The following is a 17,010-nucleotide window of genomic DNA, read 5'->3' on the forward strand; positions in this document are numbered from 1 at the left end:
CGACAAAGAAGTCGCAGAGAGAGAAGCCGCCGGTAAGATTTAACCCGGCGTTGAAGGGAAAACGAATTCCCGCGTTGTTAGTCGTTTCAGATGGAGCTTATATGTCACTCAGTCGGCGTCAGTTTATTCAGGCTTCGGGGATCGCCCTTTGTGCGGGTGCGATGCCGCTGACAGCCAGCGCCGCCGGGCAGCAGCAGCCGCTGCCCATTCCGCCGTTGATTGAATCCCGTCGCGGTCAGCCGCTTTTCCTGACGCTGCAGCGCAGCCACTGGTCCTTTACCCAGGGAACCCGCGCGCCGGTCTGGGGCATTAACGGACGTTACCTTGGGCCGACCATCCGCGTATGGAATGGCGATGACGTTAAGCTCATCTACAGCAACCGTACGTCTGAAAATGTCGCCATGACCATCAGCGGTCTACAGGTTCCGGGTCCGTTGATTGGCGGCGCGGCGCGCATGATGTCGCCTAACGCCGACTGGGCGCCGGTGCTGCCGATCCGTCAGAGCGCGGCCACCCTGTGGTACCACGCCAACACCCCTAACCGTACGGCGCAGCAGGTCTATAACGGCCTGGCCGGTATGTGGCTGGTGGAAGATGAGGTCAGTAAATCTCTGCCCATCCCGAACCACTACGGTGTGGACGACTTCCCGATTATTATCCAGGACAAACGTCTGGATAACTTCGGTACGCCGGAATACAGCGAGCCGGGCAGCGGTGGCTTTGTGGGCGATACGCTGCTGGTTAACGGCGCACAAAGCCCTTACGTAGAAGTCTCGCGCGGCTGGGTACGCCTGCGTCTGCTCAACGCCTCTAACTCGCGCCGCTATCAGCTCCAGATGAGCGATGGCCGTCCGCTGCACGTCATCTCCGGCGATCAGGGCTTTTTACCGGCACCGGTGTCCGTTAAACAGCTGGCCCTCTCGCCGGGTGAGCGCCGCGAAATCCTCATTGATATGACCAACGGGGATGAAGTTTCTGTCACCTGCGGCGAAGCGGCGAGCATTGTGGACCGTATTCGCGGGTTCTTTGAGCCGTCGAGTATTCTGGTTTCCACCCTGGTGCTGACCCTGCGCCCAACCGGCCTGCTGCCGCTGGTGACCGACAGCCTGCCCATGCGCCTGCTGCCGCAGGAGATCATGAGCGGCTCGCCGGTGCGCAGCCGTGATATCAGCCTGGGCGACGATCCGGGCATCAACGGCGCGCTGTGGGACGTCAACCGTATCGACATTACCGCGCAGCAGGGCACCTGGGAGCGCTGGATTGTTCGCTCGGACATGCCGCAGTCATTCCATATTGAAGGCGTGTCATTCCTGATCCGCAACGTGAACGGTGCGATGCCGTTCCCGGAAGACCGCGGCTGGAAAGATACCGTCTGGGTGGATGGTCAGGTTGAACTGCTCGTCTACTATGGTCAGCCTTCGTGGCCGCACTTCCCGTTCCTGTTCCACAGCCAGACGCTGGAGATGATGGACAGGGGCTCCGTGGGGCAAATGCTGATCAATCCTGCGCCATAACCTCCGACATTCCCGGTTCGCCGGGAATGTTTTAAGCCCGCCAGAAAAAGCGCGAAAACAGAATCAGCACCGGGTAAATTTCCAGACGCCCTAAGATCATCGCCGCACACATCAACAGCTTAGCCCCTTCTGTTAACGTCCCAAAGGTTGAGGCTGTTTCGCCAAAGCCCAGCCCCATGTTGTTGATACAGGCGGCAACCGTCGCGAATGACGTAAACAGGTCGTAGCCCATCAGATTGAGCGCCCAGACGAAAAAGCCCGTGATCATCACGTAGAGAAAGAAGAAGCTCCATACCGATCTCAGGACGCGCTCATTCACTACGCTGTTGCCAACCTTGATGCTCAGCAGCGCCCGCGGATGCGCCAGCTGATTCATCTCCTGAATGCTCTGTTTGAACATAATCAGAAAACGCAGGGCCTTGATCCCGCCGCAGGTCGAGCCTACGCAGCCGCCAAAAAAGCTGGCGCTCAACAGCAGGAAAATGGTGTGCGCAGGCCAGTGGGCATAATCCGCTGTTGAAAGGCCGTTATCGGTCATCATCGAACTGGCAAGGAAGAAGGCGTGCACCAGGCTATCCGTGGCGTCATACATCCCGGCATGCCAGACCTGCCAGGCGGTGATAAGAATAATCACCCCGGCGGCGCTCAGAAAGAATTTGACCTCCGGGCTGCGACGAATCGGCTTTAGCGTGCGTCTGGCAATGGCAACATACCAGAGCGTGAAGTTGAAGGCGGAGAGCAAGGAAAACGCACCGGCGACCAGCTCAATAGCGTGACTGTCATAAAAACCGATGCTTTCGCTGCGGGTTGAAAATCCCCCCAGCGATACGGTTGAAAGCCCGTGACAGACTGCGTCAAAAAAGGACATTCCCGCCAGCCAGTAGGCCAGGGTACAGGCCACCCCCAGCGCTAAGTATGTTACCCACAGCGTGCGTGCGGTATCGGCGAGCCGGGGCGTCAGGCGTTCCTCTTTAAACGGCCCCGGCATTTCTGACTGGTACAGCTTCATGCCACCGATGCCCAGCAGCGGCAGAACCGCGACGGCCAGCACAATAACGCCTAACCCGCCTATGAAATTGAGCTGTGCGCGGTAATAAAGGTAGGACTTAGGCAGGGCGCTAACGTCCCCGATGACCGTAGCGCCCGTGGTTGTGATCCCGGAAACCCCTTCAAAGAGCGCGTCAGCAAAGGAGAGCTGCAGGCCGTCATCCATCCATAACGGCATGGCGCTAATGAATGAGAACAGCAGCCAGAACAGGACGATAATGACAAAACCGTCGCGGGTACGCAGCTGTATACCGGCGTGACGGGTGGCCCGCCAGGCCATCCCACCGAGGCTGAAAAAGGTCAAAAAGGTGGTCAAAAATGCAAAGTAGGTTCGCTCTTTGTTCAGCAGAGCGATCACCATCGGCGGCAGCATGGAGAGGCTGTACAACAGCACCAGAAAACCACAGAGGTGAAGGACCACCCGCAGCTGGGAGACATGTAACGAATCGTTGGGCTTCACAGGTGAGCTCCGCGCAAACACGCATTCCTGGGCAAATCACCGGAAAATATAGTGAATATTATGATTCAAAATTATCAGGGCGGCGTATTTTAACGACATCTGTGAATATCTGCCTGCTTGCTGCATCCTTTTCTTCAAATCTGGCGGATGAACAGCGTATAATCCGGCTCCTTTTGTCTATTTTTTCTTCGGAAGCATTATGAGCGCAATTTCCCTGATCCAGCCGGATCGTGACCTCTTCTCCTGGCCTCAGTACTGGGCGGCCTGCTTTGGACCGGCGCCGTTCCTGCCGATGTCCCGGGAAGAGATGGACCAACTGGGCTGGGACAGCTGCGATATCATTCTGGTCACGGGCGATGCCTACGTTGACCACCCGAGCTTCGGCATGGCCATCTGCGGCCGTATGCTTGAAGCGCAGGGCTTCCGCGTGGGGATCATCTCCCAGCCTGACTGGAACAGCAAAGACGACTTTATGCGTCTGGGTAAACCCAACCTGTTCTTCGGCGTGACCGCAGGCAACATGGACTCAATGATTAACCGCTATACCGCCGACCGTAAGCTGCGTCATGACGATGCCTACACCCCGGATAACGTAGCGGGTAAACGTCCAGACCGTGCCACGCTGGTCTACACCCAGCGCTGCAAAGAAGCCTGGAAAGACGTGCCGGTGATCCTGGGCGGCATCGAGGCGAGCCTGCGCCGCACCGCACACTACGACTACTGGTCAGATACCGTGCGCCGTTCGGTGCTGGTGGATTCCAAAGCCGACATGCTGATTTACGGTAACGGTGAGCGTCCGCTGGTGGAAGTGGCGCACCGTCTGTCGCAGGGCGAGCCGGTGAGCAGCATCCGGGATGTTCGCAATACCGCTATCATGGTGAAAGAGGCGCTGCCGGGCTGGAGCGGGGTGGATTCCCGCATCATCGATATGCCGGGCAAAATCGACCCGATCCCCCACCCCTATGGTGAAGATCTGCCGTGTGCCGATAACAAGCCGGTAGAGCCAAAGAAGGCGGAGGCAAAGGCGATCGTCGTGCAGCCGCCGCGCCCGAAACCGTGGGAAAAAACCTATGTGCTGCTGCCGTCTTACGAGAAGGTGAAAGCCGACAAGGTGCTCTACGCGCACGCGTCCCGTATTCTGCACCATGAAACCAACCCGGGCTGTGCCCGCGCCCTGATGCAGAAACACGGCGAGCGCTTTATCTGGATCAACCCACCGGCGATCCCGCTCTCCACGGAAGAGATGGACAGCGTCTTCGCGCTGCCTTACAAGCGCGTGCCGCACCCGGCGTACGGCAACGCCCGTATCCCGGCGTATGAGATGATCCGCTTCTCAATCAACATCATGCGCGGCTGCTTCGGCGGGTGCTCCTTCTGCTCCATTACCGAGCACGAAGGACGTATTATTCAGAGCCGCTCTGAAGATTCGATCATCAATGAGATCGAAGCCATTCGCGACACCGTACCGGGCTTTACCGGCGTGATTTCCGACCTTGGCGGCCCAACCGCCAACATGTATATGCTGCGCTGTAAGTCGCCACGCGCGGAGCAGACCTGCCGCCGCCTGTCGTGCGTCTATCCGGATATCTGTCAGCACATGGACACCAACCACGAGCCGACGATCAACCTCTACCGCCGCGCGCGTGATCTGAAAGGCATCAAGAAGATCCTGATCGCTTCCGGTGTACGTTACGATATCGCTGTGGAAGATCCGCGCTACATCAAAGAGCTGGCGACGCACCACGTAGGCGGTTATCTGAAGATTGCGCCGGAGCACACCGAAGAAGGCCCGCTGTCGAAGATGATGAAGCCGGGCATGGGTAGCTACGACCGCTTTAAAGAGCTGTTCGACACCTACTCGAAGCAGGCGGGCAAAGAGCAGTATCTGATCCCGTACTTCATCTCGGCGCACCCCGGCACGCGTGATGAGGACATGGTGAACCTGGCACTGTGGCTGAAGCAGCGTCGCTTCCGTCTGGATCAGGTGCAGAACTTCTATCCTTCACCGCTCGCCAACTCGACGACCATGTATTACACCGGCAAAAACCCGCTGAGTAAGATTGGCTATAAGAGCGAAGAGGTGGTGGTGCCGAAAGGGGATAAACAGCGTCGTCTGCACAAAGCGCTGCTGCGTTATCACGATCCGAAAAACTGGCCGCTGATCCGTCAGGCGCTGGAAGAGATGGGCAAAAAGCACCTGATCGGCTCGCGCCGCGACTGCCTGGTGCCGGCGCCTACGCTTGAGGAGATGCGCGAAGCGCGTCGCCAGAACCGCAATACGCGCCCGGCGCTGACCAAGCACACGCCGATTGTGCATCAGCGTTCGAACGGTGGGGCGGGAACGAAGAAGAACGTAAAACGTAAGAGCGGCTAGACATATTGCCCGGTGGCGCTGCGCTTACCGGGCCTACAGTTCAGGGCGTAGGCCGGGTAAGGCGCAGACGCCACCCGGCTTTTTTCTGCATAAGGGCAGGAGGCCCAACATGAAAATAATGAAGTTAACGGGAGCGATGCTGATTGGCCTGACGTTAAGCGGTTGTGTAATGCACCGCCAGACACAGCCAGAAGTGGAAGGACGTCTTATCGACAGCGCAGGTAAGCCAGTCCCGGGCGCTAAAATAACATTAGAGAGGGAGCAAACGCTTTCTGACGACAACGGTCGTTTTGCTTTTCAGAGCCAGCATGAGTGGATCTTCTTTCTGCCAATAGGTCCGATGGACTGGATTTATCGCACTCTGCTCCAGATAAGTGTCAACGGAAAGGAATATGAAGCAGAAGCAGGCGGCGGTCTCGGCGGACCACATGAACTTGAAGGGAAAGCGTTTAACGTTATTTGCACCTTGCCTGACCTCCCCGGAGAAGCGAGATGTCAGTCCGGTTTATAGATTAAAACGAGCCCGGTGTAAGATCGGGCTCGTTTTAGGTATTACCCGCCAAATTGATCCGGATCCGGCCCTAAACGTTTCCCCTTATCCAGCTTCGCAATCTCACCCAGCTCATCTTTGTCCAGGCGGAAATCCCAGACGTCGAAGTTCTCGGCGATGCGCGATGGCGTGACCGATTTCGGGATCACCACCAGGCCGTTGTCCAGGTGCCAGCGAATGACAACCTGCGCCGGGGTTTTGCCGTATTTATCCGCCAGATCGCGGATAATTTTCTGATCGAACACCCCCTCGCCGCCCTGAGCCAGCGGGCTCCAGGATTCGGTCTGGATTTTGTGCGTGGCGTTCCAGGCGTGAAGCTGGCGCTGCTGCATCAGCGGGTGCAGCTCGATCTGGTTAATCACCGGCGCGACGCCCGTTTCGTCTATCAGTCGCTGCAGGTGATGTACCTGGAAGTTACAGACGCCGATGCTTTTCACCAGCCCCTCTTTCTGCAGTTCAATCATCCCTTTCCAGGCGTCAACGTAATGGTCGATAGCCGGAACCGGCCAGTGCATCAGATACAGGTCGACGAAATCAAGCTGGAGTTTCTCCAGGCTCTCCTGCAGCGCTTCGCGCGGGCGCTTTTGATCGTCGTTCCAGAGTTTTGTGGTGATAAATAACTCATCGCGAGGGACACCGGCGCTGGCCAGAGCCTTACCCACGCCGTCCTCATTTTTATATGCGGCGGCGGTATCAATCGACCGATAGCCGACTTCCAGGGCCTTATGAATGGCGGAGACGACCTCGTCGTTACCGGCTTTCCATACACCTAGCCCCAACTGGGGCATCACGTTGCCGTCCTGCAGCTTGATTACGGTTTGGTTTGCCATTTTTCCTCCTTCAGGTGCGCATCGCCGGAGAGGGACTCCGGCGATGGGGTGTGCATTAAGTCTGGACGAAATGTCAAAAAACGAAAGTCGGAGGGACAAAAACGCTTAGCATGCCGCCTCGTAGATACGACGGCTCACGTCCAGCGTAATGTCGCCGTGTTCGCCCAGATGGGTCATACCGTGTTCTTCCAGTTTCGCCAGCAGGGCAGGGATAGAGCTGCCATCCAGACCGTAGCCAGACAGACGCGTTGGCACGCCCAGCCCTTCAAAGAAGTTGCGGGTCGCGTCGATTGCCGCATCAATACGCGCATCGTCAGAGCCCTCGGTGATGTTCCACACGCGCTCGGCGTACTGCAGCAGTTTGGCACGTTTGGTATCCCGCTTTTCGTTCCACAGCGCAGGCAGAACAACGGCCAGCGTTTGGGCGTGATCCAGACCGTGCATCGCCGTCAGCTCGTGGCCCAGCATGTGGGTCGCCCAGTCCTGCGGCACGCCAGCCCCGATCAGGCCATTCAGCGCCTGCGTTGCAGCCCACATCACGTTGGCACGCACGTCGTAGTTTTCCGGCTCTTTCAGCGCTTTCGGACCTTCTTCAATCAGCGTCAGCAGAATGCCTTCCGCGAAACGATCCTGAATTTTGGCGTTCACAGGGTAGGTGACGTACTGCTCAACGGTATGCACAAAGGCATCGACCACGCCATTCGCCACCTGACGCGCAGGCAGGGTGTAGGTGTAAACCGGATCCAGGATAGCGAACACTGGCTGAACGTGTTCGTTCATAAAGGCCTGTTTATCGCCAGTGGTTTTGCGGGAGATCACCGCGCCCTTGTTGGATTCAGAGCCGGTAGCCGGCAGAGTCAGCACCGAGCCCATCGGGATCGCGCTTTTAATGTCGCTGCCGCGGGTCTCCAGGATGTGCCACGGATCAACGCCGTCTGCGTAGTGGGCTGCCGCGGCGATAAATTTGGTGCCGTCCAGTACGGAGCCGCCGCCGACCGCCAGCAGGAAGGTGACCTTCTCGTCGCGGGCGATTTTCACCGCGTTCATCAGCGTTTCGTAAGAGGGGTTTGGCTCAATACCGCCAAACTCACGCACGTCCAGACCGTCCAGCGCGCTGTAAACCTGATCCAGCACGCCGGTTTTTTTCACGCTGCCGCCACCGTAGGTGACGAGGACGCGGGCGTCTGCCGGGATCTGCGCGCGCAGATCGGCGATAGCGTCTTTACCAAACAGAATGCGGGTTGGGGTGTGAAGATTAAAGTTGTTCATGGCTCGTTCCCTTTAGTGGGTGAATAATCGTGGTGGCGCAGAGGGCAACCTGATGCTGCACATTGTGGTCGCCTGCGGCTATCCTCTCAATGCACATTCCTGCCGATGTCTTGCCCATTTCTACAGAGCGCTGGAGAAAGCGCGGAAAACGACGCACACTGTCAACGTCGGAAACCGTACCCGGAGTAACGAAAAATGAACCGTGAGGCTATCTGTCAGCAGCTCACTGCGCAGATTAAGAGATTGATAGATAATGAAAACCGCGCCAGCGAACTGCTGCCGGATATTCGCCTGCTTTATGGCACCCAGCCCGGGACGCGTACGCCGGTGATGTACCAGCCGGGCATCGTTTTTCTCTTTTCTGGCCATAAAATTGGCTATATCAACGAGCGCGTCTTCCGTTACGACACCAATGAATATCTGCTGCTGACGGTACCTTTACCCTTTGAATGTGAAACCTTCGCGACAGAGGCGGTTCCGCTGGCGGGGATCCGCGTCAATGTCGATATCCTTCAGCTGCAGGAGTTGCTGATGGAGATTGGCGAAGACGAACTCTTCCAGCCGTCAATGGCGTCGAGCGGGATTAACTCTGCGACGTTATCGGAAGAGATCCTCTGCGCCATTGAGCGTCTGCTGGACGTGATGGAGAGGCCGCTGGATGCGCGCATTCTCGGCAAACAGATCATCCGCGAAATTCTTTACCACGTACTGCTGGGACCCGGCGGTGGGGCGTTGCTCGCCCTGGTGAGCCGACAGACCCACTTCAGTCTGATAAGCCGCGTGCTCAAGCGTATTGAGAGTCAGTACACCGAAAACCTGAGTGTTGACCAGCTCGCCGCGGAGGCGAACATGAGCGTCTCGGCGTTTCACCACAACTTTAAGTCGGTGACCAGCACCTCGCCGCTGCAGTACCTCAAAACCTACCGGCTGCATAAGGCGCGGATGCTGATGATCCACGATGGCATGAAGGCCAGCGCGGCGGCAATGCGGGTAGGCTATGAAAGCGCGTCACAGTTCAGTCGGGAATTTAAACGCTACTTCGGCGTCACGCCGGGAGAAGATGCGTCACGTATAAGAACCATGCAGGGAGCTTAGGCTTTTTTCCCTCTCCCCTATGGGGAGAGGGTCAGGGTGAGGGGATCAGGCGCTGCAGTACTTCTTCTTAATCACCACCGCGATGGTCCCTACCAGTCCCGCCACCAGCAGGAACATCGGCAGCACCATCAGGAAGGTCATCACCTGGTCTTCATGGTGTTTCACAAACGGGATCATATTCAGCGCGTAGCCGAGCGTAGTGACCACGCCGACCCACAAAAGCGCGCTCAGCCAGTTGAAGAACTGGAAGCGGCGGTTCGACAGACCGGAAATGCCCGCCATGGTAGGCAGAAGGGTGCGAACAAACGCCAGGAAACGCCCGGCCAGCAACGCCAGCAGGCCGTGCCGATCGAACATGCAGGTGGCACGCTGATGATATTTATGCGGTAACTGCGCCAGCCAGCTTTTAACGACGCGTGTATTCCCCAGCCAGCGGCCCTGCAGATAGCTCAGCCAGCAGCCCAGGCTCGCGGCGGAGGTGAGGATGACCATGGTTGGCGTGAAGTCCATAACGCCTTTGCCGATTAACGCCCCGGCAAGTAAAAGCAGGCTGTCACCGGGTAAAAATGAGGCTGGCAGTAGTCCATTTTCCAGGAACAGCGTTGCGAACATCACGAAATAGACGATACCGACGACGTGAGGATCCGCCAGCGCGGCAAAGTCGTGTTGCCAGAGCGCCGCGATAATATCTTGAATAACAGCCATGGACTTTCCTGTGGAACAGCAGATATAACGCTATTGTACTCCCTTATTCGCCCGTCGGGTTTGATCGCGGGCGCATCTCATGCAGACTTTTCTGGTTGCAGTGTCCACAAAAGCGTCCAGGGAGTACATTTTCAGCCAGCACTTTACACGATACGCTCGAACCCTGCTGCTAAATCGGCAATTAAATCGTCCACATTTTCTAAACCGATGTGCAGTCGGATCAGGGTACCGCTGAAGTCCACTTCGCCGCCGGGACGCAGCGCCGCAATCTGTTCCGGCTGGTTAGGCAGGATCAGGGACTCAAATCCGCCCCAGGAGTAGGCCATGCTGAAGAGGGTAAAGTTATCCAGATAGTTTGCCAGCTCGTCATGGGTCAGGCGTTTTTTCAGAACGAACGAGAACAAACCGCTGCTGCCCGTAAAGTCACGTTGCCAGAATTCATGACCCTTACTGCCCGGTAGCGCCGGATGATTAACACGCTCAACCTGCGGGTGCTGTGCCAGCCATTCGGCCACTTTCAGGCTGCTTTCATGGTGCTGGCGCAGACGAACCCCCAGCGTGCGAATACCGCGGCTGGTCATATAGGCCGTGTCGGCATCCACCATCTGCCCCATCAGGTAGGCATTTTCACGCAGCTGATCCCAGCAGCGGGCGTTAGAGACCGCCGTGCCAATCATGCCATCAGAGTGGCCAATCAGGTACTTGGTTGCCGCCTGAATCGAGATATCAATGTCGAATTCCAGCGCCTTAAACAGCACACCAGCCGCCCAGGTGTTGTCGATCATGATAATCGCCTCTGGCGCTTTACTGCGCACGGCTTTCACAATGGCCGGCACGTCGTGTACTTCCATGGTGAGCGATCCTGGCGATTCCAGAAACACAATGCGCGTGTTTGGCTGAATAAGCTCGGCAATGCCTTCACCAATCAGCGGATCGAACCAGCCGGTGGTGACGCCGAGCTTGCTGAGGATTTTGGTGCAGAAGTCCTGGCTGGGTTCATAGGCGGTGTTGGTCATCAGGATATGGTCGCCCTGTTCCACAAACGCCAGAATGGTATTAGCGACCGCCGCGGCGCCGCACGGGAACAGCGCGCAGCCCGCACCGCCTTCCAGCTCGCACATCGCTTCCTGCAGAGAAAAATGGGTTAGCGTGCCACGACGGCCATAAAACAGCCCGCCTTTCGCGCGGTTACGCGTGGCGTTTTTTTTCTCCTCCACGGTATCAAACACCAGCGAGGAGGCGCGTTGAATCACGCTATTGACCGAGCCCTGGGTATATTTCTTGCTGCGTCCTGCCTGTACCAGCGTGGTATCAAGATGCTTCTTACTCATGTTCGCTAACCCTGTTTTTATACGTCTGGACGTCCAGACTACCACGATTGTAAAAATCTGCACCCTGAGGCTTATCGAATAAGCAGAAAATATTAGCAAAAAACCGCATAAGAAATTTTTACTGCGTAAGCGCAAAGAAAGTGAGCAAAAATTGCGGCACTATGTAAATAGTAATGAGAACGACTATCAATTCGACGACGTTTTGATATTATTATGCTCAGATTTTGTGATTTGCGTCCTGGAGATACAGAGTGGGTAATAATTTGATGCAGACGGATCTCTCCGTTTGGGGCATGTATCAACATGCTGACATCGTGGTTAAGATTGTGATGATCGGCCTGATTCTGGCGTCCGTGATCACGTGGGCTATCTTCTTTAGCAAGAGCGCCGAACTCATTTCTCAGAAGCGTCGCCTTAAGCGGGAGCAGCTGCAGTTAGCCGAAGCCCGCTCGCTGGATCAGGCTTCTGACATGACCTCATCCTTCCACGCCAAAAGCCTGACCACCCTGTTAGTTAACGAAGCGCAAAACGAGCTGGAACTCTCCGCTGGCAGTGAAGATAACGAAGGCATCAAAGAGCGTACCGGCTTCCGTCTTGAGCGTCGCGTTGCGGCCGTTGGCCGACATATGGGACGTGGTAACGGGTATCTGGCGACGATCGGCGCAATTTCGCCGTTCATCGGTCTTTTCGGTACGGTCTGGGGCATCATGAACAGCTTCATCGGTATCGCCCAGACCCAAACCACCAACCTGGCGGTGGTGGCACCGGGTATCGCGGAAGCGCTGCTGGCGACGGCTATCGGTCTGGTAGCGGCCATCCCGGCGGTGGTTATCTACAACATCTTCGCGCGGATGATTGGCAGCTACAAAGCCACGCTTGGTGATGTTGCCGCGCAGATTCTGCTGCTGCAGAGCCGCGATCTCGACCTCAATGCCAGCTCGGTTAAGCCGGTGCATGCGGCGTCCAAACTGCGCGTAGGTTAATGCGATGGCGATGCGTCTAAACGAAAACCTGGACGATAACGGCGAAATGCATGAAATCAACGTGACGCCGTTTATCGACGTTATGCTGGTTCTGCTGATTATCTTCATGGTGGCTGCGCCGCTGGCGACGGTTGACGTGAAGGTCAATCTGCCGGCCTCTTCCAGCCAGCCACAGCCGCGTCCGGAGAAGCCTGTTTATCTGTCCGTGAAAGCGGATAAATCGATGTTCCTCGGTAACGACCCGGTGACGACTGACTCTGTCATCCCGGCGTTGGAGCAGCTTACCGGCGGTAAGAAAGATACCACGGTCTTCTTCAGGGCGGATAAAACCGTTGATTATGAAACCATGATGAAGGTAATGGACACGCTGCATCAGGCGGGTTACCTGAAGATTGGACTGGTCGGCGAAGAAAAAGCGGCTAAAAAATAAAATAAAAGCTGGCGAAAGCCGGCTTTTTTGTTTTATCTAAGGCCAAATCGTTATTATTTTCTGCCGTATTTCCCCACACATCATATTTATTTATCAATAAAGCCATCATTAATAATCTCTTGATTGTTAAGCAAATATCAATATTCGGCTGCGTCATTTAACGCTATCTTTTGTTGTACTGGCGTCGCGCAATATCCCCGCTACGCTTAAAAAAGATAATAAAAACAGACCTTCTTCGAAGGATCTTTTTCACCTGCACAGCAAGAGACTCCGTATGCCTACGATGACATGGCTCTATCCGCACGCGCATCAAAACGATCTGATCTCCCTTTCTTCCATACGCCGCCGCGCCGACAGGCTAATACTGGTGCTCATCTGGTCACTATGGGGCATCTCACTGGCCGTGGGCTATCTCAATGAGAATGTGGTGCAGGGTGCCATCGTGGCGACTGCGCTGGCGTGTTTATCGTCGGTGCTAACCCTGCTGTTTCCCGGTGCGCTGCTGCTTCGTCTGAGCTCGGCGTTTGTGCTGATGGCCTTTTCCGCGCTGCTGATCCATCTGGGGCACGGGGAAACCGAATATCACTTCTCTGTTTTTGTCCTCCTCTCCGCGCTGCTTGCCTGGCGCGACTGGCGACCGCTGTTGATGGGGGCTGCGGTCATCGCCATACACCATCTGGTCTTTAACTATTTGCAGGAGCACGACCTGTATGGCGTGGTGGTGTTTATGCACACTGGTTTTCATATGGTGCTTTTTCACGCCCTGTTTGTGGTAGTCCAGACGGCGATCCTGATCCTGCTGGCGGTGCGCATGGAGCAGGACGCCCGCTCGGCGAGCGAGGTGGCCGCACTCGCCGGGGTCATTAACCGCGAGCCGGGGTATCTGACGCTCGCCGTCGATGCCGCGCCCGCCGGGTCGCCCTTCGCCCGTACCTTTAGCCTGACGCTGGGCACCATGCGCGCCACGCTTGAGCAGGTCAGCGTCAATATTGGCCAGCTGCTGGAAGCCTCCCGCACATTAGGCCAGCGTAACAGTGCGCTGTCAGAGCGTACCGATCACCAGGCAAACTCGCTGGCAACGGCGGCCAGCGCGATGGAACAGCTACGGGCTGTCGCCACCCTGACCAGTGAAAAAGCCAGCCAGGTCAGAGAGGTGGCATTCAGCACCAGCCACGTGGCGGAGCAGGGCGGGAATAACGTACGGCAGGCGATGGCGGCAATGGAGCAGATTCGCGAGGAGTCGCAGCGCATTTACGCCATTCTGGAACTGATCGACGGCATTGCCTTCCAGACCAATATTTTGTCGCTTAACGCCTCGGTCGAGGCTGCCAGAGCGGGCGAACATGGCAAAGGTTTCGCGGTGGTCGCCTCCGAAGTGCGCGTCCTGGCGCAACGTAGCGAAGAGGCCGCAAAAGAGATCCGCCAGCTGCTGACGGCGGCGCAGGCGACCACTCAGCACGGGGTCGAGCAGGTTGAGCACGCCGGGCTAACGATGAAGTTGATCATTGAGAGTATCGAAGGGCTTCGCTCTTTGCTGGAAGAGCTCTCACAGATGAGTGAGCAGCAGCGGGCGAGCATTGCACAAATGAACGACAGCATTGCCAGCATTGATGCCAGCGTACAGGAGAATGTGCGCCACGTTGCGCAGACCCTGCAGGTGGCTGAAGCACAGCGGCAGCAGACAAGTCAGTTAAAAGAGGCGATTGCCGTATTCAGATTTAATTAGCGTGGTGGTTCGGTGGGGGCGCTGCTGCCAGATGCCAGCGCGTCCTCATCAAGTGCAACGCAGGTCACGTTTGAGGTGCGGTACTCGCCGTCTGCCAGTTTACGCGTCAGGCGCAGGGTGGCGATTTCTCTGGCAAGCAGATACTGATAGTTGGCTTCAAGGCGTCCCAGAAGCTTCTCTTTGAGCTCCGGTCGCTGTTCGATAATGGCATTCATCACTGCACCGTAAATCTCTTCCTTTACCTGTAACGGATAAATATCGCGCCGGTTCTGCCATTTCAGTCGAACCAGTGCCGCCGGGATCGAGACCAGGTCTTGCGTAATACGCGTCATCTCGTCATTTTTTGATTTTCTCAGTGCATCGAGATTTTGCTTTAAGATAAATTCATCACTTTTTTTATCATCTAAAGTCAAATAAACGTCATTGTTCTTAATTTCTTTCACGTTAATCTTCCCCCAGGGTATAAAAAATAGGGTTGTTTTTTTCGCGTGTAATTAGATTAAGCCAAATTTCATTGCCCGCTTCATTAATTGCTTTGGTTTTCTCGGCCATTATCTGGCTTAATTTTTGGGCATCTATTTCACCTTCGGCCTGCAGATCATTCAGCAGATGGACGAAGGCTTCAATTTTCATGGCACGAAATAAGCGGTCTTTTATATGGCGATCGTGCTCTTCCAGCAACATATTACGGGATTTGCCGCTGTCGGAAACACCAATTAATATATCAGGCTCGAAATCAGAGAGCTTTCTTTTCCCCTGAGTGAAACTGGCCTCTTTTTCTGCTTCCATCGGTTGCTGTTCCACAGGCGTAATGTGGTACTTAGCCGGGACGAGATAGTCGGGCAGCATTTTTAATTTCCTTTAATTTCAACAGGGTGGGGTTGGTAAAGGCGTGAGATTCGTTGACAATATCATGAGGCAAATTTAAAATCAAAAAAAATGGAGCCAACCCATGAACAGCATCTTTTTTACGGTCATCACATTACTATTACTGACCGCTGGTGTTCTTTTATTGATGCAGGAGTTCAATAAAACGAAAGTGTCGAACGACACCAGTGAACCCCCGCAACCGGAACGCATGACAAAAGAGGAAGGTGAAGACCATTTCTCTGTTTTGATGAACTCCGTTACGCCTGTCTGGTACTGGCGGGTCAACCATGAATATATCGATTTTTTACACGCAACAATTAAGCGTATGAAAATGTCGGAAATTAATGACACGCCCGGACTGTTTGAGGCCCAACGTCGCTGTAGCGACCTCAATTCAGCCGTGTATAAATATTACGACAATATCAAAAAGCGCTGCCTTAACGGTGAGAAGGTCTCTTATTCCGACCTGGACGTATTAAATTTGCGCCAGTGTTTTCGTGAGTTCAGTCTGGAAGCCTACCCGGAGCTGGTGGCGCTGGTCTGGCCGGAATATGCCCGTCCTGAGGTTAACCCCGACAACGTCTGAGTGACGTTCTGGTTAGCTATTGCAAACAGTCAGCGCCGTTGAGCTATACTGGGCGCTGGTTTCTTTTGCAAACAGGACTTTATGGAACGCTTTTTTGAAAATGCCATGTACGCCTCTCGCTGGATACTGGCCCCCGTCTATTTTGGCCTTTCGCTGGCCCTTATCGCGCTGACGATTAAGTTCTTTCAGGAAATCCTGCATGTTCTGCCGAACATTTTTTCCATCGCCGAAGCAGATTTAATTCTGGTTCTGCTGTCGCTTGTGGACATGACGCTGGTGGGGGGACTGCTGGTGATGGTGATGTTCTCCGGCTATGAAAATTTCGTCTCTCAGCTGGATATCGATGAGCGAAAAGAAAAACTGAACTGGCTGGGCAAAATGGATGCCTCGTCGTTGAAGAATAAAGTGGCCGCCTCGATTGTGGCGATCTCCTCTATCCACCTGTTACGCGTGTTTATGGACGCAAAGAACGTCCCGGATAACAAACTGATGTGGTATGTGATTATCCATCTGACGTTTGTACTGTCGGCGTTTGTGATGGGGTATCTGGATAAGATCAGTAAGAAGTAAAGTACATCCTCAGCCTTGCATGTTTAAAGTCAACGGAAAGTGATTAGTGACCGTTGACTTTAAACACAGCGGTTCTCTCCTGGTAAGAGGAAACCATTACGCTTCTGGCCTCTTCGCATACTCTTCTGTAAGACAATCCACCAGGCTCTTCTCACGCAGCAAATCACCGTAGTCGACCATTTACACACACCAGACAAAATTGTTGAGTTCCTGCATAACCCTCATTGTTCTATTTTTAGAACTTTCACTATCTATCAGGATATTAGCGCTGAATATAAGCTAATTACTTCAACTCCGGCCGCACTGGCCAGATCCGATCGTAATACAGGAAAAGAACATGTCGACACCAGCCAATTTTAATGGAACTCGCCCAGTCCTTGACGGAAACGATGCGGTGATGCTGCTTATCGACCACCAGAGTGGTCTGTTCCAGACTGTTGGGGATATGCCAATGCCGGAACTGCGTGCCCGTGCGGCAGCGCTGGCTAAAATCGCTACCCTGGCGAAGATCCCCGTGATTACCACGGCGTCTGTCCCACAAGGGCCTAACGGACCGCTTATACCGGAGATCCACGCCAATGCGCCGCATGCAAAGTATGTTGCCCGTAATGGTGAGATCAATGCCTGGGATAACCCGGAATTCGTGGCGGCGGTAAAAGCGACGGGACGC

The 17,010-nt window shown here is 55.2% G+C and carries 16 protein-coding genes and 1 pseudogene; 10 read left to right on the forward strand and 7 right to left on the reverse strand.

The features are described from left to right. Nucleotides 1–101 precede the first annotated feature (101 nt). Complete coding sequence (ftsP, locus tag LDK53_RS01135) at nucleotides 102–1,514, forward strand: cell division protein FtsP (protein WP_045285900.1); 1,413 nt, start codon at nucleotides 102–104, stop codon at nucleotides 1,512–1,514. A 31-nt stretch (nucleotides 1,515–1,545) separates the two neighbouring features. On the opposite strand, the gene LDK53_RS01140 is transcribed toward ftsP, so the two are convergent. Then, nucleotides 1,546–3,021 (reverse strand): TrkH family potassium uptake protein, encoded by a 1,476-nt coding sequence (locus LDK53_RS01140; protein WP_047959471.1) that lies wholly within the window; start codon nucleotides 3,019–3,021, stop codon nucleotides 1,546–1,548. Nucleotides 3,022–3,220: 199 nt separating this feature from the next. On the opposite strand from LDK53_RS01140, the gene LDK53_RS01145 reads away from it, so the two are divergent. Beyond that, nucleotides 3,221–5,395 carry a YgiQ family radical SAM protein gene (locus LDK53_RS01145; protein WP_045285898.1) on the forward strand — a complete coding sequence of 725 codons (2,175 nt, stop codon included), beginning with the start codon at nucleotides 3,221–3,223 and terminating at the stop codon, nucleotides 5,393–5,395. A 109-nt stretch (nucleotides 5,396–5,504) separates the two neighbouring features. After that, on the forward strand, nucleotides 5,505–5,906 hold the full coding sequence (locus LDK53_RS01150) for a carboxypeptidase-like regulatory domain-containing protein (RefSeq protein ID WP_225283408.1): 402 nt from the start codon (nucleotides 5,505–5,507) through the stop codon (nucleotides 5,904–5,906). A gap of 41 nt (nucleotides 5,907–5,947) precedes the next feature. Here the strand turns inward: LDK53_RS01150 and dkgA are convergent, their stop codons facing one another. Both dkgA and yqhD read right to left on the reverse strand, forming a co-directional pair. After that, nucleotides 5,948–6,775 (reverse strand): 2,5-didehydrogluconate reductase DkgA, encoded by an 828-nt coding sequence (dkgA, locus tag LDK53_RS01155; RefSeq protein ID WP_094918794.1) that lies wholly within the window; start codon nucleotides 6,773–6,775, stop codon nucleotides 5,948–5,950. Between the two features lie 105 nt (nucleotides 6,776–6,880). Further along, nucleotides 6,881–8,044 carry an alcohol dehydrogenase gene (yqhD, locus tag LDK53_RS01160; protein ID WP_225283411.1) on the reverse strand — a complete coding sequence of 388 codons (1,164 nt, stop codon included), beginning with the start codon at nucleotides 8,042–8,044 and terminating at the stop codon, nucleotides 6,881–6,883. Nucleotides 8,045–8,239: 195 nt separating this feature from the next. Between yqhD and LDK53_RS01165 the strand changes: the two genes are divergently transcribed. Continuing rightward, on the forward strand, nucleotides 8,240–9,139 hold the full coding sequence (locus tag LDK53_RS01165) for an AraC family transcriptional regulator (protein WP_021242116.1): 900 nt from the start codon (nucleotides 8,240–8,242) through the stop codon (nucleotides 9,137–9,139). Nucleotides 9,140–9,184: 45 nt separating this feature from the next. Here the strand turns inward: LDK53_RS01165 and yghB are convergent, their stop codons facing one another. Both yghB and metC read right to left on the reverse strand, forming a co-directional pair. After that, entirely contained in the window at nucleotides 9,185–9,844 is a 660-nt protein-coding gene (yghB, locus tag LDK53_RS01170) for a DedA family general envelope maintenance protein YghB (RefSeq protein ID WP_025758479.1), read from the reverse strand. A 143-nt stretch (nucleotides 9,845–9,987) separates the two neighbouring features. Further along, a complete protein-coding gene (metC, locus tag LDK53_RS01175) occupies nucleotides 9,988–11,175 on the reverse strand; it encodes a cystathionine beta-lyase (RefSeq protein WP_225283421.1) in 1,188 nt (395 codons plus the stop codon). Nucleotides 11,176–11,426: 251 nt separating this feature from the next. On the opposite strand from metC, the gene exbB reads away from it, so the two are divergent. The 3 genes from exbB to LDK53_RS01190 all read left to right on the forward strand — a co-directional run bounded on the left by exbB (nucleotide 11,427) and on the right by LDK53_RS01190 (nucleotide 14,314). Next, complete coding sequence (gene exbB, locus LDK53_RS01180; RefSeq protein WP_225283423.1) at nucleotides 11,427–12,158, forward strand: tol-pal system-associated acyl-CoA thioesterase; 732 nt, start codon at nucleotides 11,427–11,429, stop codon at nucleotides 12,156–12,158. Between the two features lie 4 nt (nucleotides 12,159–12,162). Next, nucleotides 12,163–12,588: a TonB system transport protein ExbD gene (gene exbD, locus LDK53_RS01185; protein ID WP_025758475.1), complete on the forward strand. Its 426-nt coding sequence runs from the start codon at nucleotides 12,163–12,165 to the stop codon at nucleotides 12,586–12,588. Between the two features lie 274 nt (nucleotides 12,589–12,862). Next, nucleotides 12,863–14,314 (forward strand): methyl-accepting chemotaxis protein, encoded by a 1,452-nt coding sequence (locus LDK53_RS01190; RefSeq protein ID WP_225283431.1) that lies wholly within the window; start codon nucleotides 12,863–12,865, stop codon nucleotides 14,312–14,314. On the opposite strand, the gene LDK53_RS01195 is transcribed toward LDK53_RS01190, so the two are convergent. Both LDK53_RS01195 and LDK53_RS01200 read right to left on the reverse strand, forming a co-directional pair. Beyond that, a complete protein-coding gene (locus LDK53_RS01195) occupies nucleotides 14,311–14,757 on the reverse strand; it encodes a hypothetical protein (protein ID WP_045285891.1) in 447 nt (148 codons plus the stop codon). The two genes, LDK53_RS01190 and LDK53_RS01195, sit on opposite strands and share 4 nt — an antisense overlap. 1 nt (nucleotide 14,758) lies before the next feature. Beyond that, complete coding sequence (locus tag LDK53_RS01200) at nucleotides 14,759–15,163, reverse strand: hypothetical protein (RefSeq protein WP_025758471.1); 405 nt, start codon at nucleotides 15,161–15,163, stop codon at nucleotides 14,759–14,761. Nucleotides 15,164–15,266: 103 nt separating this feature from the next. Here LDK53_RS01200 and LDK53_RS01205 point away from each other — a divergent pair, with 103 nt between their 5' ends. The 3 genes and pseudogenes from LDK53_RS01205 to LDK53_RS01215 form a co-directional block, all read left to right on the forward strand. Then, complete coding sequence (locus LDK53_RS01205; protein WP_025758470.1) at nucleotides 15,267–15,770, forward strand: ESA_00282 family adhesion-associated protein; 504 nt, start codon at nucleotides 15,267–15,269, stop codon at nucleotides 15,768–15,770. A gap of 81 nt (nucleotides 15,771–15,851) precedes the next feature. Continuing rightward, nucleotides 15,852–16,340: a TIGR00645 family protein gene (locus tag LDK53_RS01210; RefSeq protein WP_014171606.1), complete on the forward strand. Its 489-nt coding sequence runs from the start codon at nucleotides 15,852–15,854 to the stop codon at nucleotides 16,338–16,340. A 337-nt stretch (nucleotides 16,341–16,677) separates the two neighbouring features. Continuing rightward, a pseudogene (locus LDK53_RS01215) lies at nucleotides 16,678–17,010 on the forward strand (hydrolase); the annotation flags it as partial.

This window comes from Enterobacter sp. K16B (genome assembly GCF_020216105.1).
Lineage (GTDB): Bacteria > Pseudomonadota > Gammaproteobacteria > Enterobacterales > Enterobacteriaceae > Enterobacter > Enterobacter sichuanensis.